This is a genomic window from Tenacibaculum aquaeponti, from assembly GCF_057221555.1.
The window spans coordinates 475,245-497,422 of record NZ_CM170147.1 but is presented as its reverse complement, the minus strand read 5'-3'; the positions used below and the strand labels follow the sequence as shown (position 1 = coordinate 497,422).

The window sequence follows — 22,178 nt, the reverse complement described above, 5'->3', positions numbered from 1 at the left end:
CTTAAGACTATGAAACATTTCTTAGAAAAAACAACAAATACACATGTTTTAGAAGCTAGTAAAATTAAGGTTGTAAAAACTTTAAATAGCACAGAAGTTATCCAAATCGAAGGAGATGGATTTGTAACTCATGGTGAGCATGGATGTATAAAAATAGAAAGTGAATATGTAATAAAGTATGTTCAACAAGAATATAATCCTATTACACGTATTGTAGAAAATGCTTATGATTAATGATGGATTTACCAATTATAAAAATCGTTAAAGAAGAAGATTTAGAATTTCTACAATTATATGAAGAATTTCATTTAGAAATATATTTACATGCTTGTACAATACAACTAGATCATCTTAAAGGTAATTTAATCGTAAGAGCTACACATTGTTTATTTCCAAACTTAAAAATAGTAGATGGGGTATTGTCTGTTGATGGTAAAGAAAATGTATTTCCAGAATTACATTTAATTAAAGGAAATTTAAATATTCATGAAGTAAATACAAGGTTACCTAAATTAGAAAAGATTCTAGGAAAATTAAAAAAGTACGAAGAAGTATTACTTCCTAAACTAAAAGTTATAAATGGAGTAGAAAAAGAAAATGAATGGATAGAGATTAGTAACAACTCACAATTACAGAAAGTTAAAGACAATCAATACTGTAATCTTAGAATTTATGACGCAAGTTATCCATTGGTTTTTCCTATGGAAGAACATTTTGGCTCTATAGAAATCATAAATAGTTCTTGTAGTTTTTCTAATCTTAAAAAGATTTGGGGAGATTTACTCATCAAGAAAAATGATAAAAGAGAAGTACATACACCTAAATTGAAATTAATTTTAGGAAGATGTGAGATCAACTCTTCAAATCAAAGAATTTGTGTTGATGAAATAGGTAAAAAATTAATCATTCAAAAAGGAATGAATAATACATTTCCATCTTTATATAAAGTAGGTAGTATTACTTTAACTAAAGAAGGGACAGAACTTATTGCTCCACAATTAAGAATAATTCAAAAACAATCACTTTTAAATGGTCGTTTTAAAGCTCATTTATTAGAAATAATAAATATAGAATACAGTTATGACTTTGAGCATTATTTACCAAATCTAAGAGTAATTAATGGTAGTATTATAACTCCAGAATCAGCTAAGAGCATACATTATTTAAATAACTTAACAATAGTAAAAGGAAATTATTTTACTAATGATTATCTAGAAACACCAGAGCTTACTAAAGTTTTTGGAACTTTACGATTAGTAGATAATACAACCAAAAAGTTTAAGAATTTAAAAACAATTTCTGTCTTAGAAGGTAGTAAAGAAGCCAAAGAAAACTTTGTAAAAATTAATACTACAATTACTAACATTAATAAATCAGAATATTTTGAAACTGATAATCCAGGAATAGTCAAAGAGTTTTATCATCAGATAAGAGAAAATCAGCTATTGTCTAAAAATTATTTTTATTTAGGTTCCCGTTGGAGAAATCAAAAGTTACCAATTTCCTTCAACATGTATGTGCAAATATTGAAAATGAAACACAGTTCCTATCAAAACTTTTATACACGTGAAGTTTTAAGAGAATGGACATGTGAAATGAATCCACACTTAATTACTGTTTTAAAAAAGATAGAACGAGTATGGCAAGAAGTTGAAGCTTTAAGTTTTCAGAAATTATTTAAAATTGAGAACTTAAATATTAGAAGATTCTCATTTAATTATGTTGGTGTTGCAGAAGTAATGAAAGCTTTAAACGCAAGTAGAATTAAATCTGAAGGAATTTTAGTAAAGCATTATGAATATGATTTAGAAGGAAATAAAACAATTGTAGAAAAGCATAATATCTTTGAAACCTATGAAGTTAATTTTAATCAAATTAGTGATTTAAGAGTTTGGAATCGAAATTTGCAAAAAGGTTATGCCGTAAAATGTTGGTGTACATCAACAAATAACGAACATTGGTTATGGATAGAAAACAAATACAAAGACAATCCATTAGAAGCAATTGCATCTACTTTTAGAATTCATGAAAATATAATTCCTCATATCAAACATTTAAAAAGACAAGGTGATATATTACTTTGTGAAATGAAAAGAAAAATAATACCTGAAGGTGAAATTAGACCTTTAACCAAGGAAGAGTATTTTAAATTATTAATCGCAGAATCATAAAAAGCAAATGCAGTAAGCATTTATATGAAAAACTCTAACGAATAAAGGTTCAAGTTTTCAGAAAAGAGAAATAAAACCTAGTTTTACAGAGAGATAACTTATTAAAAAAATAAATTGTTATGGAAGATAAGTTGACAAAACAAGAAATACTTATTCAACAAGCCACAGAATATTACAATCAAGGAGATTATTCCTTAGGTTATCGAATGTTACTTGATGCAACTTTAAATACAGATAAAATTGAAGCGTTTAAAGCTGCATTAACATTTGTTGAAACTTATGAAAAAGAAGAAGATAAATCCAATGTTTTAAATGATTTTATAAAGTGTAAGGAAATTATAAATGGTTTTAAAATTGAAGATCAAAATGCAATTGGCCAACCAATACTTAAGGGGAATTCTATAGAAAAAGTATATAGAAGAGGGAAATTTAAACTGGGTCCAATCAATATAGAGTTAAATAAAGGAGATATTTTCGGATTAGTAGGTGAGAATGGTAACGGTAAAACAACTTTGCTTACAATTTTGGCTTCTTTAATAGAAAAAACCTCAGGTAATCTGTCATATTCATTTCTTAATAAAACAGATGATATTTATGATTTAAAATCAAAGTTGGTTTATATTCCTCAAAGAACTTCAAAATGGTATGGAAGCGTAGTTGATAACTTAAAGTTTGCATTGGTTCATCATGGAGTTACAGGTGAGAAAAATCATTTGTTAGTACATATGATGATTGCAAGATTTGGATTATGGAAATACAAAGATTTAAAATGGAGCGAATTGTCTTCTGGATATAAAATGCGTTTTGAGTTAGCGAGAACAATGCTTAGAAAACCTGAAATTGTTCTGTTAGACGAGCCTTTGGCTAATTTAGATATTCTTGCGCAACAAGTAATTTTAGAGGATTTAAAAATGCTGGCCAAATCTCATGTAAATCCTATTGCTATGATTTTTTCATCTCAACAATTATATGAAGTTGAAAAGGTTTCAGATGAAGTAATTTATTTAAGAAATGGTAAACCTACAGATCTTTTAGGTTTAAAAACTGAAGAAGAAAACTCTTTAATTATAGAGTTTGATACTGCTAATTCAAGAGAAGATATAGAAAAAGTGTTTGAACAATATGAATTAGAACAAATCGAGTATAATGGAGGAGTGTATATCATATATTTTAAAGATAACACGATTACTTTCAATACTGTTTTATCAATTATAGCGTCAAACAATTTTACAATTCAATACATCAGAGATATTTCTAAATCAACCAGAAGATTTTTTGTGTACTAATACTTGCTTATGAAAACGATTAAAAAAATAAATAAATACTTAGTAGAACATTATCCATTAATTTGGAATACAAAACTAGTTTGGATGTTAGCTTTTGCTATCATTGTACATCTTACATTTTTTATAGCTGGTTTTTTATCTGTAAATACTCAAAGTGATGTTTCTAGTCATTATAATTTAGAGGAATTTTATTATGGCTCTCCAGCATTTTTAATAGGAGTTTTAACTTCTATCATATCATTATTAATCTGGATTATTTTCTACTTGAAAAATAACGCTTTCAAGAATTTTTACCCATTAAAAAAAGGAACTTTATTCATACAGTTTTGTATTCTGTTTTTAATATTTTTCACCAATATCACTCATTATTATTCATATAAAAAAGGAGTTACTAGTAAAATAAAAACTTTATACAATTGGAATGAAATAGATACAGATATTAAAAAGTTTAATAATGCTGCGATCTTTTTTTTAAAAAATAGAACGAATTATGAAATTGAAGAAAAAGATTATCCAGATCCTTTTCCTTTAGAAGTTGTATCCACCAAAAGAGAAGATTATTTAGGAATTACAATAGATACAACACGAGCTTTTATAAAACATAACGACGAGTATTATCAATTTTTCAAAATCAATCATGAATTGATAGCTGAAGATGTTAAAAATAATGTTTTTGCTGATGAAGGAATTTATGATGAGGATTCATATGTTGAAAATAGTCAACCTTTTAAATATAGAATTGTTTATGATATTTCTTCTTACAAGGAATTAATTACTCCAAATTTATATAACTTTTCTAGAGAGTTTATTAGTTATGGGCAAGATTCTACTGATCGAAAGGATAGATTAATTTATTATCAAAAACTATTAGATAAGAAAGACGAAAATGTTCTTCGTAACAAATTAGACGAGTTTTATAATTTAGCAAAACAGTACAATGTAAAGCATAACATTAAGAAGGAAGATTGGTTGTATCTTTTAAATTTTAAAAATGATTATCAGTATATTATTAACATAAAAGATCGAAAAGCTTTAAATTATGATCTAGATAAGCTTAAACTAAATTACTACAGAACTAAAAAGAGAATAGATACTGTTTTAATTCCAAATACTTCACATAAAAAAGATCAAATTTATTACAGTCAGTTTCCTAAAACTTCTGATGGGAAAAGTATTTTAATAGAAAAAGAATATTATGAATATTTTGGTTATGTACCTTATTGTGATTTTAGTGGTTTAAATACTTTCTTTAAAAATGTTTATTATACATTTCATCCAACTTTCGATTCTGTTAGTTTATATGTATTTATTGTTTTATCAATTGTATTCTCATTATTAATTTTCTTATTTAAAACTACAGATATAAGAAATATGTTATTAAGTGTTGTAGCAGCTGGTGTAGTATTGATTTTTGGAATATTATTGATTTTTATAGCAGATAGATATTTAGGGTTTAATAGTAAAATAGGAATTTTAATTGCTCTAATTTTAAATATTCTAATCGTAATTTTTTCAGTTTTAGCTTTATTAAATAAATGGCGTAAAGGATTAGTGTCTATTTTATTTTCTTTAGCTCAATTTGCTATTCCGTTAATCATATTACTCGCAGTTTTATATTACAAAGAACTGCTAGGTTATCCATATAGAAATAATGATCCATTTTTAATATGGTATGATCAATATGGATTTTGGTTTACCATTTCTGTATGGATATTTGGAATTTTCTTTTATAGTAAATCAATAAGAAATTGGAGAGCTTGGACTGAATAAGTTTAATAAAGTTGAATTCTAATGAATAAAAGAATTTCTAAAATACCTAATAATGTTCAAGATAGAACATCAATTGCTTGGAAAAAGTTATGCGAGTATGTAGATCAACTTGCAGAAAGCAACGCAGAAGAGTTTTCACCAAGAGATGTTCTTGGTAACGAGTTATTTTCTCAAATTTATACTTTACCAGAATCTATAGCTAAGCTTAAAAACGTAAAGAAAATTGATTTATATGGTAGTAATTTAAAGCGTATTCCACCAGAAATAGGTGAGATGGAATCACTTGAATTCTTTGATCCTTATACATCTTATGATTTACATTGGTTTCCATTTGAAATATTTAAATGTAAGAACCTAAAAGACAGTCGTATTAGTACAAGAGTGCTTTATGGAAATTACAAAAACCGTATGGGATTTCCTCGATTAAATCATAATCCTATTCGATATCATGGTGATACTTTAAAATGTAGTATTTGTAGTAAACAAATGAGCTATGAAGTAACAAATCAAATGTGGATAACTACCAGAGTAGGAACAGATATCATTCCAATGTTAGCTAACTTATGTTCAAAAGAATGTGAAGAACAACTTCCAAAACCACCAAAATATTATGTGCAATTTCCACATAAAGGAGGAGCAGATTTAGTACAACCAGATATGAACGAATTTGAATATATTGAAGCTGTATATGAAACTGTTACTATGAAAAAAGTCCAAATAAAGGATGAAGACCCAAAAAACGATAGATCTAAATTTTTAAAACTTTTAAGTAAACTATTTTCGTGAGAGTATTAGTTCGTTTATTATACGATTTTAAAGATGAAACTATTGATATTTCATGTAAAGAAGATATTATTTCTAGTATTGAAAAAGTAAAACACGCAAGAGTATTTCATGTTTTTGTATATATTTTAAGTTATGTAGATCAACGTAAATCTATTGTTTTAAAAAAGAAAAATGATAAATTTCTTGTAGAGTATTTAGATAATAATAAAGTTACTTTTTCAGAATTCGAAATCTCAAGTATAGAATCTTTTTATGGTTATATAGATAATTTTCTGGAGAAAAATTTAAATGATACAGATGAGTTTTTTGAAAATAATAAAGCAAAAAAAGAAACTTTAAATAAAGAAAATTATCAAAAATGGAAATTAAAGTATAATCTTGAACAAAAAAATGAACGAAAGAAAAAGTGGAAAAATGCCTTAATAGTAATTACTTTATCACCTTTATTTATTTACATAATAAACCTTATTTATACTGGAGAGTATAAGTTTATTGGGCAAAAAACTCAAATTGTAAAAGCACATATTTACAAAATAAATTGGGCCCATGCCGGACCTGGGAGATATTATCAACGACTATATTATAAATATAGTTGCAATAACAAGTCTTATAATGATATAACAACTATTAATAAGTTTGTAGGTGAACGAAAAGTAGGAGATTCGATAGTGCTAAAAATTTCAGAATCTAATCCAATGCGCTATGTAATTAAACAATATATTACTACTAAATAGTTTTTAAGATTTAATTTAAAAAGAAAGTAGCATATTTGTTCTTCGATTGAAAAGAAATTGTATTGAAAAATAAATAATTATGAAACCTAAAAATCATAAAACATTAAGAGAGAAAGAAGTTCGTAAAATATACAGACAACTTAATGTTCTATATGAAAAAAAATCAGAGTTAAAACTAATAAAGTTAGATCAACCTTACCGACATGGTTGGTTTAAAGAGCTAATTATTACTAATAATGTAGATAAGTATGCTAATAAAGAATATATAGAAGAAGTATACAGATTAGTTGAGAAAAAAGTTTGGGCTAAAACTAAGGAAGAAGCAGAACAAAAATGGAGAAACCAGATTTCTAAATATTTAATCAATAAAGAAATTCCTACGATCAATAAAAAACAATACAATAGGTTGAGTATTGAAGCTAAAAAACTATGTATTCCTTTTCAATATTATACTGAAAGAAAAAACTTAAGAACTCGTTTTTATATTAAGATACCTAAAGGAGCTTATAAAATAAAATTCACAAGAGCTTATGTAACTCATACTCGAAATGTAGATCCTCAATTAGGTAAACAAATCGCTTTTTTAAATCAAAAATTAAAAAGTAAAGGATATTACGAAACAGAAAGAAAATTATTCCCATGGTTAACTCATGATGATTGGCCTAGTTATAGAGAAAGTAGGCAAGAAGGTAAGAGAAAAGTTAGAAATTTAAAAAGTAAAGGAATTAAATACTTAATGAATGAAGCTTGTTAAAGCCCATATTTTATTTATTTCTATTTGTCCAAATTTAATTTAAAATCAATCTAAGCCTATAAATCAAATAAAATTGTCATATTTGCTGACATATTTATTAACGCAAAAACAAAAATATAACCTATGCTAATGCAATTTAATCACATATCGGACGCTCAAAAGCGATTTTTATGGAGTTACAAATAGGTTATTGTAGTATAAAATCACTCAAAAGCGTCCAAGTTGTAAAATTTGGACGCTTTTTTTATGAAAAAAATGTAGCCCTTTGGAAAAAGAGTCAATAGTACTACATAACTCAATTACAATAGATTAATTATCTGAAGAAATTCGGACAGGATTTTTATTGTTTTTATCCGGGTTAAGTGTTTGATTTTTAGTAAAATAAATTTGTTTTTTTCTTGCGTAATAAAAAAAAGCCTCACATCTTTGCATCGCAATTAAAGCAAAAACAAAATATCGTTTTAATAACTTTATTATAATAGTTAGGGGAGTCTAACTCATATAAAATAAAAAAAGGAGTTAAAACTTAACACATAAAAAAACGAAGTAAAATGTTCAATTTAAGAAAAGACATCGGTGTAACAAGAGAACTAGGTTCTTATGCACAACAGCTTCGTGACTTCATTCATAAATAGTATTCAATATGTTTAAAGTCCGAAGCCCAAAACAAAGTTTCGGATTTTTAATACTACACAATTCCGTTTAGTTTATTACCATTTCCGAAACAAACAGAGCAACGTTTAATAGGAAAATAATTGAAACCAGAACATAAAAAGTCGAAAAGGCTTAAAGAGGTTCGTGGTATCTGGAAAAGACAACGTCAAATTTGGAAACAAAAACAAAGTTTAGGGTATATAAAACTTGAAAAACCAATTCGACATGGTTGGTTTAAAGAGATTGTTATAACTCAAAACGTAGATCGATATAATAACAAGAAAGAGATTTTTGAATTATACGATGTAATAGAGAAGAAATTTTGGGGCAGAACCAAAAAAGAAGCTGATAAGCAATGGTTTCACCAAATTTCAAAATATCTGATCTATAAAGATTTTCCAACAATCAGTAAACGTCAATTCAACAGATTAAGTTATAAAGCACAAAAAATGTGCACAGTGTATTCGTACAGAACAGAAGATAAAAAGCTTAGAAAAAGATTTTATGTACGAATTCCTAAAAGCGCCTATCGTATAAAATACACGAGAGCTTATATAACACATTCTAAAAGAATTGATCCAGAGTTAGAAAGTGAAGATGCTTTACTTGATAACAAGTTGTTAAGAAACGGATACTACAAAGCAAATGCAAAATTTTGTGGTTGGAATCGAAAAGATTATTGGACAACCCAAGATTTTACAAAGGATAAACTTAAGGCTAAAAAACAATTAAAAGCTTTACAAAACTATCCAATAGCAGCAATTTTAAATGGGAAAGTAACATGGGAAAGAGATTAAAAGGAAAAGATCTAATCAATTTAGGATTTCCACAAAATAATAGCATAAACATCGCCTTAGGGCAAATTAACCGATACAGAAAAAAGGAAAAGAAAGAGCGCATTTTAGAAGAAGCAAAAGACGTATTGCTTCATCCTGAAAAATATCAAGGAAATGCGATTTGGGGGAAAGTTGCAGAAGGTTTAACAAAACCAGTAGAAGTTAGAATGCATCAATTACGAAATACAAGAGCTCCATTTTCAATTTATGGAGAAAACGAAATTGATGATCAAGCAAAGTATCAATTATACGATGCTTTAAAATTACCAATAGCAGTGCAAGGTGCATTAATGCCAGATGCACATTCGGGTTACGGTTTGCCCATTGGCGGAGTTTTAGCTACAGAGAATGCAGTGATTCCATATGGTGTGGGGTTAGACATCGGCTGTAGAATGGCCTTAAGTATTTATCCAATGAAAGCTTCTCACATCAAAGGAAAGCAACATCAAATGGAGAATATTTTAAAAGAGCATACAAAGTTTGGAATGTATGAAGCTCATGATAAAAAACAAGATCATGAAATATTTGAACGTAGTGAGTTTCGAGATATTCCATTAGTAAAGCGTTTAAAAACAAAGGCATTTAGACAATTAGGAACTTCAGGAAGTGGAAATCACTTTGTAGAGTTCGGAATTGTAACGATAACTGATGAAAAAAACGAGTTTGATTTACCAGTTGGTGAATATGTGGGATTATTATCTCACAGCGGATCAAGAGCTTTAGGAGCCAATATAGCAAAGCATTATACCTATTTAGCGAGTAAACAATGTCCGTTACCAAAGAACGTACAGCATTTAGCTTGGTTAGATTTAAATACACATGACGGACAAGAATATTGGTTAGCTATGAATTTAGCAGGTGATTATGCAAAAGCTTGTCATGATAATATTCACAAACGAGTAGCAAAATTGTTAGGAGTAAAGCCACTAGCAATGGTTGAAAATCATCACAATTTTGCTTGGAAAGAACAAGTAAACGGAGTAGAACGAATCGTACATAGAAAAGGAGCAACTCCTGCCAGCAAAGGAGAATTAGGAGTAATTCCAGGATCTATGACGGCACCAGGATACATTGTTCGTGGATTAGGTAATCAAGAAAGTTTACAGTCTGCTTCACATGGAGCAGGGAGAAAGCATTCTAGAAGAAAATGTAAAGAGAAATTCACCAAAAGTGATATTAAACATCAACTGAATATGAATCAAGTGAGTTTAATTGGAGGCGGAATTGATGAAGCGCCAATGGCATATAAAAACATAAAGAAAGTCATGGCAAATCAACAAGAATTGGTAGAAGTAGTAGGAACTTTTACACCGAAAATTGTGAGAATGGATAAGTAGTTCTGTGAACAATGATCATTTATATAATGATCAATTTTTAATGATGAATTACGAATTGTCACTTCGAGTGAAATTATTTGAAATGGTATGGAGAATAATTTTATATCGAGAAGTAATCGAATTGTTCTCGATACAATTTTACTTCATTTTCATTCATAAAATAACTCGAACTGACATTAGTATAACTAAGAATGTTTAATAAAATATTTCAAAAAAACAAACAGCTAAAAGTAAAGAGCCAATGGCTAATAGCTAATAGCATAAAGCTAGAAACTATGGGAGCAAAACATAACACAAAAAGATACGGAGAATTATGGCCTGATTACCGTATAGAATTAGGCTTAAAAATATTAGAAAAATTAAAACAATGGATTGTTATTTCTGGAGGCTGGGCTTGGCATTTTATGTCAGAAATGAATCATAAGGAATACAAACATGCACATGATCATAAGGATATAGACATTTTTGTGAATCCTAAAAATATAGGAATTGTAATGCAAATTTTATTGGATGAAGGATTTGAAAAAGTTTGGACTCGTTACGATCATATGCCTAGTCAAGAGAATTTTAGACGATACGAAAAAATAGAATGGTTACCAACAGGAAGAGAAATTAGAGTCACAATCGATTTCTTTGAATCTAAAACCATAGCAACAACAGAAGTTAATGGTTGGCAAGTAGTTCAGCCAGAAACGTTATTAAGTTTTTATTCAAACATTCATTCAAGTGATAAATGTTGGGCAGTAAAAACCGCAATAAAATTAGTATCAGAAGGGAAAAATCCAATAGGCAATCCATTGTTATCAAAAATGCCTTAAAGGCACTTTGTCACTTCGAGTGAAAGTATTCAAAATGAAATAAAGAATGCTTTTGTATCGAGAAGAGTTTGGTAGATTCTCGATAAAATTTGAATCTCATTTCACTCGATCAAAATCACTCGAACTGACAATAAGAAAATAACATGGAAACAAAAACAATTCAATTTACCGCAGGTCGTGGTCCTGCAGAATGTACTTGGGTAGTTGCTAAAATATTAAAAACGTTCATTAAAAAATTAGAAGAAAATAAGTTTGATTATACGATTCTTCAAAAAGAAAATGGGAATCAAAATGGAACTGTTCAATCGGTTACGATTCAAATTGAAGGTAAAAGTTTGACTTCATTTTTAAAAGAATGGTTAGGTACTATTCAATGGATTGGAACATCAACATTCAGAAAACATCACAAACGTAAAAACTGGTTTATCGGTTGTTTTGAATTAAAAATCAATAACAAAATTACTGTAGATGAAAAGCAAATAGCATTTCAAGCCCTACGAAGTTCTGGTCCTGGAGGACAACATGTAAATAAAGTAAGTTCTGCGATTAGAGCAAAACATATTCCAACAGGAATTCAAGTATTGGTATCAGAAAATAGATCACAGCATCAAAATAAAAAGATAGCAATACAACGATTAAAAGAGCGTGTGGTAGCAAGTAATATTGAGCAATTACAGCAATCGGTACAACAAGAATGGGAAAATCATTTGAATATAGAAAGAGGAAATCCAGTAAAGATTTTTACTGGAATTGATTTTAAAATTCAAAAACAGAAAAAGAAAAACTATAAATTAAAACGTAATCAATTAAAAAATGATTTGCGTAGAGAATTATAATAATCTAAGATTAAAAATTTAAAGAATTGTCAGTTCGAGTGATTTTTATGAAGATGGAGGCATACGAAATCGAAATAAAAATAGTATCGAGAACTTCTCGATATAAAAGTATTCTTCATTTTATTCCGAATACTTTCACTTGAAGTGACAAAAAATGAAAACAAAATGAAAACACTAACGAATAATTACATATTTAAAGCATTAGATGCATATCCATATGATTTAGAAGAAGCTATGGAAGCTTTAACTTATGCTTTAGCTTATGATGAAAAAAACACTATGGTGTTAGGCTTGCTTGCACGCATTTATGCTGAGAGTTTATATGATTATGAAAAGGCGAAAAGTTATTTTGCTGAAGCTTTAGCTGAAGATATTAATGCGTTTCATATTTATCCGCATTATGTTAATGTTCTATTATGGAATGAAGATTTAGATGAAGCTGAAAAATTAATAGATTTTGCTTTAAAAATTAAAGGTTCAGACAAAGCGGTTTTATATGTAAGTAAAGCAAGACTTTATGAACAAAAAAGATCTTATCAAAAGGCATTAGACTTCTTAAAAGAGGCAAAAATTCATACGTATAATGATAGTTTTATGTATACAATTGATCAGCATAAAGATAGGATTAAAGATAAAGTTCCACGGAAAAAGAAAAAGACTAAAAAGAAAGAAAAGAAAAAAGAAGCTAAAGCAAAGAAAAACAAGAAAAAGAAGTAACTGAGTTTAATCATCAAAAAATAAAAAATGAGAAGAGAAGTTTTAAAAAGATTTTTAAAAGGCACGGATAATTCAGGAAGATTTATTGTTCAGTCTAAAGTAACTGGAATCACATATTATGTAGAGCCTATAGATCAAGGAAAACCTGATAAGTTATGGGGAGATTTAGATCCAGCTACTAAAAAGCTCACTGGCGATTATGGAAATGTTAGGAGAGGAGCTGTAAAACCTTCTGAATCTTTAATTACTGAGGCGAATGGCTTTATAAATATTGATACATTTAAAGGAAGTCCGTTAGCTGAGATTGATCGTAGAGATAAAATTTATGAAAATAAATAACATTATTTTTTATTACGCAAAAACAATGCGTAATTCACCTCAATATTTGCAGTGTAATTATGAAAAAGAGCAATATTTAATCAAGTTGCTTACTGAAAAAGAAATAGAAAATCTATGAAATTGAAAAGAAGAGGGGGAAGATTGAAAAAGAAAAAAGCCTCATCATAACGAGGAGTATGATGAGGCAAAATTAAAAGTTCATTAACATCATAATATAGTTCGGTAGCTCAGCGGTAGAGCAACAGAAAAATACTATTCGCTATGAAAAAGCAACAATAGTTCCTATGAAAAAGATCCAGACTGTGTGTCGCAGGTTCGATTCCTGCCCGAGCTACAAATACTGACTAAGAAAGTTCCTATTTAACATTAGCTGTCACCTAAATATTACTTTCCGTTAGTATTACCAGACTCAGTAGCTCAATTGGATAGAGCACTAGATTTGTTATACTGTTCGCTATTAAAAAAGCATAAATAGTTCCTAGAAACTTTGGTTCTAGAGGTTGCAGGTTCAAGTCCTGTCTGAGTCACAAATCGACAAAAGAAGTTCCTATAAATTTATCCTTAAAAGAAAAATACTTCTCGTTGATTATTAAAGACAAAAAGAGTTCCTATTCATGGTTCGATTCCATACACGATTGGTTTTTTACTCTTCGTCTTTTTTTAAAATAAAATAGGTAAAAGGTGTTCCTATATATTCCATTAAATACACCTCACTTATAAATGATATGAAAAATGAAAACATTAAAATTATTTAATGCTGTAATAGCAAAAGAATCAGAAGCTAATAAAACTCCTTATGTATCTAATAAAGGATTTATTATTGAAAAAAATGCACTTTGGGCAAAAAATAAAATTGAAGGATTTTATGCTCGTGAACGATTAAATGGAAATGATTTAAATAAAACATTCCACAAATCTTGGGATAAAATTAAGTCGAGTACACGATTTGAATTATTTGTTGAGCAAATACAACATTACATTTCTACCTATGGAAGTAATTTTACAAGTGAGATTTATATTCCTTCAGAAGTTTTAGATGTTCCAGGTTTAAAATTAGTTTATAAAGTAATTAAGGCATATACAGTTGAAGAAATGACAGAAAAATGTTTGTCGTTATTACAATCAGGTATTGCTTTAAAAGAAGAAACTATAGATGATATTTTATCAATTTTAGTTGAAGAATTAAATTACAATTTTACAGGTAAAGATCAAATTAAAAATAAAGAAGCAATTGTAAAAATTGCAGACTTATATCAAGTTTACCCAGATAATGTTGTCGAGTTTTTTAGATATATTATCTATAGAACTACTAATACAACTTTACTAATTAAAAATGATGAATTAATCGAAGCTATTAAAAACAGTACTTACGATCCTACAATGGCGTTTAATAGATTTGGATTGGAAAGATTAGCTGAGATTTTCAATAGATTTAAACCTTTGTTTTTAGCTTTTAAAAATAGAGCGCCAAAAATAATTAATAAGATTAGTAAATTATCTAAACAATATCACAAACCATTAGTATCAAATCCATTAAATGAAGTAACACATTCTTTGTTAGCAGATAAAGATATTCACTGGTTAAACAATGCAACTCCATTTGCTTTATTTAAAGCTTTAAATGCTTGTTATATCAGAAAGAATGGACAAAACACTTTTTTGTATCGTGTTAGAAATGGAAAATCTTGGGTAAAATCTGGTGCTCCAACTCATGTTACAGAAAATGATTACGGAGCTTTATTAACTTCTCTAAAACATAAGTTTGGTTTTGCGAAAAAACAAAAAGAAATTACTTCAATCTCTGAAGTTTATTCAGGAGATACAACTTATATAAGTAGTAAAAATTATGATTTCTTATTAAATTACTTAAAGAGTAGATTTAATTTATCTGATCAAAAAGTTTATGTTCCAAATGATATTTCTTATGCTTTACCAACTTCAGAAAAAATGTATGTTGGTAATATTCCAACAGGAACAAAATTTTATGGAGAAAAGTTAGCTATTGGTGTGTATTGGGAAAATAAATGGGGAGCTCATGATTTAGATTTATCTGGTATTAACATTGGAGGTAAAGTAGGGTGGAATGCTAGTTGTAAACAAGGTGAAGGAAGTTTAATGTATTCAGGAGATATAACGGATGCACCAAATGGGGCAGTTGAATATTTGTATGCTAATAAAGGATTAAATGTACCAACTTTAGTAAACAATAATGTATACTCTGGTCGACAAGATTGTATTTATAAAATAGTTATAGGTAAAGGAGATGAAGTAAAATATGATTATATGATGAATCCGAATAAGGTTTTTGCAGATATAAAATGTAGTTCTGTGCAAAAACAAACTATTTTAGGTATGATTCTACCTGAAGAAAATAGACAGTCTTTTGTTTTATTAAACTTTGGAGCTGGTCATGCAAGAGTTTCTGGTAATTCTGAGATTTCTGATTTGGCTACTAAAGCTTTATACCAACAATGGAACAATCCACTAACTTTTGAAACTATTGTTGATTTATTAGGTGGAGCAGTAGTTACAGATAAGGAAGAAGCAACTTATGATTTTTCTTTAGATGTACTAGAAAAAGATAGTTTTATCAAAATATTTAATGAAAATGAAATTAAAAAGAAATAAAATAATAGTAATAGATATAGAAGCTACTTGTTGGAATGGTAAGATACCACCAGGAAAAACAAGCGAAATTATTGAATTCGGTATTTGTGAATTAGATACTGAAACAGGTGAAATATCCAGAAATAAAGGAATTTTAGTAAAGCCAGAACGCTCTGAAGTTAGTCCGTTTTGCACGGAATTAACTACAATTACTCAAGGTTTATTGGATAAAGAAGGTATTTCATTTGAAGAAGCTTGTCAAGAAATTAGAGAGAAATATAATTCTAAAGAATATGTTTGGGCAAGTTATGGAGCATATGATTTAAAAATGATTCAAAATCAGTGTGAAAAACGAGGTGTTGAATATCCTTTATCACAAGAGCATATTAACGTAAAAGTACTTTTTTCAGAGGTAAAAGATTTAAGACGAAAAGTTGGTATGAAAGGAGCTTTACATATTTTGGATATTCCTTTGGAAGGAACTCATCATAGAGGTGTAGATGATGCAAAGAACATTGCAAAAATTTTGCATTGGTGTTTAAGAAACAAATAGTTTAAATTAGTTTAAAATCTTTAAGTATTTATTTACTTAAAGATTTTTTTTGTTTAAAAAGTATACCTAAATCCAAACGTTGGAGTATCATCTAACATACCAGATGTTATTTGTATTTGTGCATTTTTATCATACGGTTTAGTAAATAAATAACTAAAACCATAACCAATTGCAGCTCCAGCCAAAACATCCCAGCCATCATGTTTTTTAGCTTCTATTCTAGAAAAGCCTACATAACTAGCAAGAACATATGCAGGAATACCATATTTCCAACCATATCTTTTTTGAATAAAAGTAGCACTAGCAAATGATATAGATGTATGCCCTGAAGGAAAACTATTTAAGCTTTCTCCGTTAGGACGTTCTTTATCTATGATTAGTTTTAATAATGAAGTAACTGCTACAGTACTTATGAATGATTTTGTAAACTGTAAAGTTCCTTTTTGTTCATCTTGCCAAATAAATGTAGAAGTTAAAGCAATTGCTGGTAATAATCCCACCAAAACATCTCCACTAGTTTTATGAAATTGTTGAGAAGAATTTAATGGAGCTTGTGATTGAATAGTACTATTTCCAGATAGAAATACTAAAATTAGACTCAATTTAAAGAATACTTTTCTAGTCATAAAGGGTTTTCGGGGTTTTATTAAGTAAAAATAAGCACCTTAAAATACAATTTTATATATTAAAAGATATGTTTATTTGATTAATAACTTAAAAAACAGCTTTGTATTATATCTTTTTAAAGTAAAATATGAGGTGAAATCAATAAAAAAATGATGAAATCTTTAGTCATTTTCAAAAAATGAACTAATATTGCACTACAAATGAAAACAATAAGTATACATATCAGCAATCAATCAGAGCTTTGTGCTTATGATTTTCGTCCTGGATTAGGCGAAAAAGGATGCTATGTATACAAATTTCAAGAGTTATTTTGAATGAAATAAAGAATAATAAATACAAATACTATAGCGTCCAATGAAAATTGGGCGCTTTTTTTATGAAAAAAATTGAAAGAAAATGTTAGACTAAAGAAAATAAAAATAAAAGTATAAAAAACTGAAAACAATTGAGAGACAGACTTTTGTAAACAAGTAAAGTATCCGTTTAAAAACGGACAGGATTTTTATTGTTTGAATTTAAGTGTAAATAATTGATAATCAATAAAATAAATTCATTTTTTCTTGTGTAGTTAAAAAAAGTGTTCCATATTTGCAGTGTCAAAAACAACAAGACAAAACAAAATATAAAAAGAATAAATAATAAAAATGTATCAAACTGAACAACATATAATTTCAATAAAGAACAACTATACATTAGTTCAGTATAATACAATTAATAAAAATAACATGAAACAATATCCACAACATAATACAGCCAATCATTTAGGATTCCGTTTACCGGAATGCGGCTCACTGTTTAGTGGATCGGATTTAGATTTTAGTTATAAAAAGGAGATAGATTATGAAAGTATATTGTGATATACATTCATTTAAAAAGATTAAAAGCATCTCCTTATCAAAGTGAGATGCTTTTTTTATGCTATGAAAATTTGGAAGAGCAAGCCAATTTGGTGGTGGCCACGGTCTTGAAAACCGTTCGGAGTTAACGACTCGTGTGGGTTCGAATCCCACCTCTTCCGCAAAAAAAACTCTGTTCGTATAACGGCAAGTACGCCTGACTTTCTATCAGGAAATAAGGGTTCGATTCCCTTACAGAGTACAGATTAATTAACAGTGAACAGTAATAACTCATTAGTTAAAAATTGATAACTGTTTATTTGAAATTGACAAGGTGGCTGAATGGTTAAAGGCGACAGACTGCAACTCTGTTTTTTGTGAGTTCGAATCTCATCCTTGTCTCGATTGAAGATCATTGAAATATTGAAAAGGAAGTATTGAGCAATTGGTTGGCTCGCCAGACTGTAAATCTGGTCTCTTCGGAGCTTGTAGGTTCGAGTCCTACTACTTCCACTAACAAGTAAACATTAATCAATTAACAATTATTATAGGGTAATTAAAACTGATAGTTGTTTACTGATAATTGAAAATGCATCTGTAGTGTAATTGGTAACATAGTAGACTTCCAATCTTCAGTTTCGAGTTCGAGTCTCGATAGATGCTCAAAAATACGTTTATAGTGTAATGGTAGCATCTGAGTCTCCAAAACTCAGGGTTAAGGTTAGAATCCTTATAAACGTGCGAACAAGCATCTATGGTGTAAAGGATAGCACAAGAGATTACGAATCTCTAAGTCTAAGTTCGAGTCTTAGTAGATGTACAATTTGCTCCACTGGCCAAAATGGTAAAGGCATCACGTTTAAGCCGTGTGAATTCTTGGTTCGAATCCAAGGTGGAGTACAATGTTCAGTGAATAGCGAACAATGATTAATAAAGAAATTGATCATTGTTAATTGATAACTAATCACTGAAAAAAAGGTTCATTGTGGTTAATGGTTAACCTTCCCGACTGTCTCTCGGGAGATACGAGTTCGATTCTCGTATGAACCGCTATAACTAGAGGTATAACAATTGGTAGTTTACCTGCTTTGGATGCAGGAGGTTGTAGGTTCGAATCCTGCTCTCTAGACTAAACCTAGAAAGAAGGTGTGTGTATGGTGACTTAGCGTTAAAGAAATTAATTGGCTGTTAAATATTAACATTAAAGTCACCAAAATTGAGGTATAACTCAGCTGGTAGAGTATCGTGCTGTTAACACGGAAGTCTTGGGTTCGAATCCCAATGCCTCAGCAAAACAATGATAAGTAAACAGTAATCAATTTACAATTATCAGTGATCAGTAAGAAAAAAAATGATAATTGTTTACAGATAACTAATCATTGAAAATGCAGGAATGGCGGAACTGGTATACGCGTCAGATTTAGAATCTGAATTTTGAGAGTTCGAATCTCTTTTCCTGTACAAATTAAACCTGTGATGTAATGGTTAGCATACAAGACTTTGACTCTTGTTGTATAGGTTCAAATCCTGTCAGGTTTACAAATGGTGGTTTTAGTTTATGTGGTAAAATATCTCACTGTGAATGAGAAGAACAGGGTTCGAATCCCGAGATCACCCCAAAATTCAATGAACAATTAATAGTTATCAGTAATCAATAAGTAAAATGATAATTGTTACTGATAACTGATCATTGAAAAAGGAACAATAGCAAAGCTGGTCAATGCGTCGGACTGAAAATCCGAAGATACAGGTTCAAATCCTGTTTGTTCCACTAAATAAAATGCAAAATGAATGAAAAATGAAAAATGTAAAACAAAAATGGAGAAATTTTAGTGGTAAAGAGTTCAGTGAATCAATAACTACACTTATTGAAAAAGCAATTGTAAGAGAACAAAGTGAAGGATACAATTTAAAAATTTGTGTAGGATCAGATTCACAAGCACATAAGTCACATATTGAATATGCTACTGCTATTGTAGTTTTAAGAGAAGGAAAAGGTGGATTTATGTTTATGAGAAACCTAAAAGGAACTAAACAGATTAGTATTAAAGAAAGAATGCTTAAAGAAGTTACAATGTCTGTTGAAACAGCCTATGCAATTTGTAATATTTTAGATAAATACAATGTTGCTTTAGAGGTTCACGCGGATATTAATACGGATCCTAAATTTCAATCTAATGTCGCATTAAAAGATGCTATGGGATATATTCTAGGTATGGGATTTGAATTTAAAGCAAAACCTTACGCATTTGCAAGTTCATCTTGTGCAGATAAGGTTGTTTAAAATATAGCTCATTTCATATTTAAAATTTTTATGAATTATAAGTTGCTGAAATAAATTTGGCAGATTAGAGTTGAAAAAGTCAAAAAAAAGACAATTAATTTAATTACGCAAAAACAGTGCGCAATGTGATGTAATATTTGCAGTGTAATTATGAAAAAGAAACCTATAAGAGGGGGAAATATTGAAAAGAAAAAGTAAAGCCTCACTATAACAAGGAGTATGGTGAGGCCTAATAGAAAAGAAAGTTCATTGAAAATAAATATTAATAATTGTAGTTCCCTTTGAGAGCCTCAGGGAATAAACGATAATAACATAAAAATATCAAGCGAGTCTTGTTGGGTGTTTCAGTGTAGCACTATTGTATGCATTCTTGCAGTTTTGTATCAGTAATGTATGTGCAACTTGACTTGAAGGTTTTGATTATTCACCAAAAAATAATCTCATTCTATAGGTCGCGGGTTCGAATCCCGCCATAAACTTAGGGTTTATGTAGTTTAGTTAGGTTAGAACGATAGAGTTAATTAGTGTGGGTTCGAATCCCACTATTTCCACAAAAGGAAATATGGCGAAATAGGTAAACGCGCTAGACTGAAAATCTGGTTAAAATGGAAAGCCGAAAGGTAAGCCGGTTCGAATCCGGTCTTAAACTCGAGATTATGAATCTCGCTGGTTTTTGTTTGCACAGGTTCGAATCCTGTTAGAACTTACGCAGTTCTATAGCTCAGTTGGCTAGAGCACTACACTGTTAATGTAGGTTAAAGCTCATCATCTTTTAAAACTGATAAAAAACTGAAGTATTGGTAATGAGTTGTTCAGTCAACACTCATGAGATGTACTTGTTATCTGTTTTGAATTTAAACGGAAGTATAAACTTTTTTAAAGTCAGTTGATTATTTATGAAGTAATTGATCCACTTTAAAAAACAATATACAGATATTTTAAATAGATTCAAATAACCGTGTATTAAAGAGCATTAGCAATACTTCTTTTATAAAAGTTAAGCATAATCATTCCGAAGGAAAATGAAAGCAGAAATCTTTTAAATAGATTACTTCACTTTGTTCGTAATGACTCATAATTAAATAAAAAAGGAAAATGAAAAGAGTAAGAATTCACTTAGGAAAAGTTGGCTTAGTTTTCAAAAATGGGAACTACCAAAAAGTAATTACTGAAGGAGTACACTGGTTAGGGTTTAATCAAAGTGTAATGATTTACGACTTATCGCATCAATTTCGTACTACTGTAGCTACAGAAATCTTACTGAAAGATGAAGCTTTAGTAGATTTACTAGATGTAGTTGAAGTTAAAGATAATGAGTTAGTATTAGTGTATGAAAATGAAAACTTTAAATCTGTACTTTCTGCAGGTAGATATTTATTCTGGAAAGGATTAATATATAGAACATTTCAGAAAGTAGATACTAGTAAAATTTATATTACAGAACACATAGACAAATCATTATTTTCAAATTATGAACTAGCTAAGTATGTAAGAGCTTTTGAAGTATTTTCTTATGAAAAAGCTGTTTTACTTGTAGATGATGTGTATACAAAAACACTATCAGGTGGAACTTATAGATTCTGGAGAAATAATACTTCAGTAAAGATAAGCAAAGTAGATATGCGTCAGTTACAAATAGAAATTGCTGGTCAGGAATTATTAACTAAGGACAAAGCAAATATTAGAATCAACTTTTACACGAATTATAAAGTTACTGATATTGAAAAAGCTTTACTAGAGAATAAAGATTATGAAAAACAATTGTATGTTGCTATGCAATTAGCATTAAGAAAATATGTTGGGCAATATTCTTTAGATGAATTATTAGAAAACAAAGAAGACGTTTCTAAAGTTGTTTTAGAAGCTTCTGTTGAAGTAGCTAAAAAGCTTGGTGTAAAAATCTTAGACTGTGGAATTAGAGATATTATTTTACCTGGAGACATGAAAGAAATTATGAATCAGGTTTTAGTTGCACAAAAGAAAGCACAAGCTAATATTATTACTCGTAGAGAAGAAACAGCTTCTACAAGAAGTTTACTGAATACAGCTAAATTAATGGAAGAAAATGAAATGCTGTATAAATTGAAAGAAATGGAATATGTAGAAAAAATTGCTGATAAAATTGGTGAAATCTCTGTTTCTGGAAATGGGAATATGGTAAAACAGTTAAAAGAAATATTTGCTGTAAATAAATAAAAAAAACCGTTCTGAAAAGAACGGTTTTAAAATGTTT

General features: G+C 29.0%; 19 protein-coding genes and 17 tRNA genes. 35 read left to right on the top strand and 1 reads right to left on the bottom strand.

The annotated features are described in order from the left end of the window. Positions 1–9: 9 nt before the first annotated feature. The 17 genes from AC2TEO_RS02385 (at position 10) to AC2TEO_RS02305 (ending at position 16,198) form a co-directional block, all read left to right on the top strand. Positions 10–234, top strand: coding sequence for a hypothetical protein (locus AC2TEO_RS02385; protein ID WP_299674494.1), 225 nt, complete (start codon positions 10–12; stop codon positions 232–234). Continuing rightward, the gene (locus AC2TEO_RS02380; RefSeq protein WP_442266565.1) at positions 234–2,171 is read left to right on the top strand and encodes a hypothetical protein; all 1,938 of its coding nucleotides are present in this window, start codon (positions 234–236) and stop codon (positions 2,169–2,171) included. The genes AC2TEO_RS02385 and AC2TEO_RS02380 overlap by 1 nt, the downstream gene beginning before the upstream one ends. A 119-nt stretch (positions 2,172–2,290) precedes the next feature. Then, positions 2,291–3,457, top strand: coding sequence for an ABC transporter ATP-binding protein (locus tag AC2TEO_RS02375; RefSeq protein WP_442266564.1), 1,167 nt, complete (start codon positions 2,291–2,293; stop codon positions 3,455–3,457). Positions 3,458–3,466: 9 nt separating this feature from the next. Next, positions 3,467–5,227, top strand: coding sequence for a hypothetical protein (locus AC2TEO_RS02370; RefSeq protein ID WP_442266563.1), 1,761 nt, complete (start codon positions 3,467–3,469; stop codon positions 5,225–5,227). A 21-nt stretch (positions 5,228–5,248) separates the two neighbouring features. Further along, positions 5,249–6,013 carry a hypothetical protein gene (locus AC2TEO_RS02365; RefSeq protein WP_442266562.1) on the top strand — a complete coding sequence of 255 codons (765 nt, stop codon included), beginning with the start codon at positions 5,249–5,251 and terminating at the stop codon, positions 6,011–6,013. Next, positions 6,010–6,747, top strand: a complete 738-nt coding sequence (locus AC2TEO_RS02360) for a hypothetical protein (protein ID WP_442266561.1) — start codon at positions 6,010–6,012, stop codon at positions 6,745–6,747. Before AC2TEO_RS02365 ends, AC2TEO_RS02360 begins: the two co-directional genes overlap by 4 nt. A 79-nt stretch (positions 6,748–6,826) precedes the next feature. Further along, a complete protein-coding gene (locus AC2TEO_RS02355; RefSeq protein WP_442266560.1) occupies positions 6,827–7,501 on the top strand; it encodes a hypothetical protein in 675 nt (224 codons plus the stop codon). A gap of 755 nt (positions 7,502–8,256) precedes the next feature. Further along, positions 8,257–8,952 carry a hypothetical protein gene (locus AC2TEO_RS02350; RefSeq protein WP_442266559.1) on the top strand — a complete coding sequence of 232 codons (696 nt, stop codon included), beginning with the start codon at positions 8,257–8,259 and terminating at the stop codon, positions 8,950–8,952. Beyond that, positions 8,937–10,328, top strand: coding sequence for an RtcB family protein (locus AC2TEO_RS02345; protein ID WP_442266558.1), 1,392 nt, complete (start codon positions 8,937–8,939; stop codon positions 10,326–10,328). Before AC2TEO_RS02350 ends, AC2TEO_RS02345 begins: the two co-directional genes overlap by 16 nt. A gap of 191 nt (positions 10,329–10,519) precedes the next feature. Continuing rightward, positions 10,520–11,146 carry a hypothetical protein gene (locus AC2TEO_RS02340; RefSeq protein ID WP_442266557.1) on the top strand — a complete coding sequence of 209 codons (627 nt, stop codon included), beginning with the start codon at positions 10,520–10,522 and terminating at the stop codon, positions 11,144–11,146. Between the two features lie 143 nt (positions 11,147–11,289). Further along, on the top strand, positions 11,290–11,982 hold the full coding sequence (gene prfH, locus AC2TEO_RS02335; protein WP_442266556.1) for a peptide chain release factor H: 693 nt from the start codon (positions 11,290–11,292) through the stop codon (positions 11,980–11,982). A 165-nt stretch (positions 11,983–12,147) separates the two neighbouring features. After that, positions 12,148–12,699 carry a tetratricopeptide repeat protein gene (locus AC2TEO_RS02330; protein WP_442266555.1) on the top strand — a complete coding sequence of 184 codons (552 nt, stop codon included), beginning with the start codon at positions 12,148–12,150 and terminating at the stop codon, positions 12,697–12,699. 27 nt (positions 12,700–12,726) lie between these two features. Continuing rightward, on the top strand, positions 12,727–13,038 hold the full coding sequence (locus AC2TEO_RS02325) for a hypothetical protein (protein ID WP_442266554.1): 312 nt from the start codon (positions 12,727–12,729) through the stop codon (positions 13,036–13,038). A 216-nt stretch (positions 13,039–13,254) separates the two neighbouring features. Then, a tRNA-OTHER gene (locus AC2TEO_RS02320) sits at positions 13,255–13,372 on the top strand. 72 nt (positions 13,373–13,444) lie between these two features. Next, positions 13,445–13,565: transfer RNA gene (locus AC2TEO_RS02315), tRNA-OTHER, on the top strand. A 205-nt stretch (positions 13,566–13,770) separates the two neighbouring features. Further along, complete coding sequence (locus tag AC2TEO_RS02310; RefSeq protein ID WP_442266553.1) at positions 13,771–15,666, top strand: hypothetical protein; 1,896 nt, start codon at positions 13,771–13,773, stop codon at positions 15,664–15,666. Beyond that, complete coding sequence (locus AC2TEO_RS02305) at positions 15,647–16,198, top strand: 3'-5' exonuclease (protein ID WP_442266552.1); 552 nt, start codon at positions 15,647–15,649, stop codon at positions 16,196–16,198. The genes AC2TEO_RS02310 and AC2TEO_RS02305 overlap by 20 nt, the downstream gene beginning before the upstream one ends. 53 nt (positions 16,199–16,251) lie before the next feature. Here AC2TEO_RS02305 and AC2TEO_RS02300 read toward each other — a convergent pair whose 3' ends face one another. Further along, complete coding sequence (locus AC2TEO_RS02300; RefSeq protein WP_442266551.1) at positions 16,252–16,824, bottom strand: phosphatase PAP2 family protein; 573 nt, start codon at positions 16,822–16,824, stop codon at positions 16,252–16,254. Positions 16,825–17,469: 645 nt separating this feature from the next. Here AC2TEO_RS02300 and AC2TEO_RS02295 point away from each other — a divergent pair. The 18 genes from AC2TEO_RS02295 (at position 17,470) to AC2TEO_RS02210 (ending at position 22,141) form a co-directional block, all read left to right on the top strand. Further along, a complete protein-coding gene (locus AC2TEO_RS02295) occupies positions 17,470–17,682 on the top strand; it encodes a hypothetical protein (protein WP_442266550.1) in 213 nt (70 codons plus the stop codon). A gap of 73 nt (positions 17,683–17,755) precedes the next feature. After that, positions 17,756–17,843 (top strand) — tRNA-Ser (locus tag AC2TEO_RS02290). Positions 17,844–17,851: 8 nt separating this feature from the next. Next, positions 17,852–17,923 (top strand) — tRNA-Glu (locus AC2TEO_RS02285). Between the two features lie 66 nt (positions 17,924–17,989). Continuing rightward, positions 17,990–18,063 (top strand) — tRNA-Cys (locus AC2TEO_RS02280). A gap of 28 nt (positions 18,064–18,091) precedes the next feature. Continuing rightward, a tRNA-Tyr gene (locus tag AC2TEO_RS02275) sits at positions 18,092–18,174 on the top strand. Positions 18,175–18,252: 78 nt separating this feature from the next. Continuing rightward, positions 18,253–18,324: transfer RNA gene (locus AC2TEO_RS02270), tRNA-Gly, on the top strand. 85 nt (positions 18,325–18,409) lie between these two features. After that, a tRNA-Arg gene (locus tag AC2TEO_RS02265) sits at positions 18,410–18,481 on the top strand. Positions 18,482–18,487: 6 nt separating this feature from the next. Further along, positions 18,488–18,561: transfer RNA gene (locus AC2TEO_RS02260), tRNA-Leu, on the top strand. Between the two features lie 77 nt (positions 18,562–18,638). Next, positions 18,639–18,711: transfer RNA gene (locus AC2TEO_RS02255), tRNA-Asp, on the top strand. 6 nt (positions 18,712–18,717) lie between these two features. After that, a tRNA-Pro gene (locus AC2TEO_RS02250) sits at positions 18,718–18,790 on the top strand. 88 nt (positions 18,791–18,878) lie between these two features. Beyond that, positions 18,879–18,951 (top strand) — tRNA-Asn (locus tag AC2TEO_RS02245). Positions 18,952–19,048: 97 nt separating this feature from the next. After that, positions 19,049–19,122: transfer RNA gene (locus AC2TEO_RS02240), tRNA-Leu, on the top strand. A gap of 6 nt (positions 19,123–19,128) precedes the next feature. After that, positions 19,129–19,200 (top strand) — tRNA-Gln (locus AC2TEO_RS02235). 6 nt (positions 19,201–19,206) lie between these two features. Further along, positions 19,207–19,280: transfer RNA gene (locus tag AC2TEO_RS02230), tRNA-His, on the top strand. A 79-nt stretch (positions 19,281–19,359) separates the two neighbouring features. Next, positions 19,360–19,432: transfer RNA gene (locus tag AC2TEO_RS02225), tRNA-Phe, on the top strand. 27 nt (positions 19,433–19,459) lie between these two features. After that, positions 19,460–19,945 (top strand): ribonuclease H-like YkuK family protein, encoded by a 486-nt coding sequence (locus tag AC2TEO_RS02220; protein WP_442266549.1) that lies wholly within the window; start codon positions 19,460–19,462, stop codon positions 19,943–19,945. Between the two features lie 564 nt (positions 19,946–20,509). Then, positions 20,510–20,587: transfer RNA gene (locus tag AC2TEO_RS02215), tRNA-Phe, on the top strand. Between the two features lie 453 nt (positions 20,588–21,040). After that, positions 21,041–22,141, top strand: coding sequence for a slipin family protein (locus AC2TEO_RS02210; RefSeq protein ID WP_442266548.1), 1,101 nt, complete (start codon positions 21,041–21,043; stop codon positions 22,139–22,141). Positions 22,142–22,178: the final 37 nt, after the last annotated feature.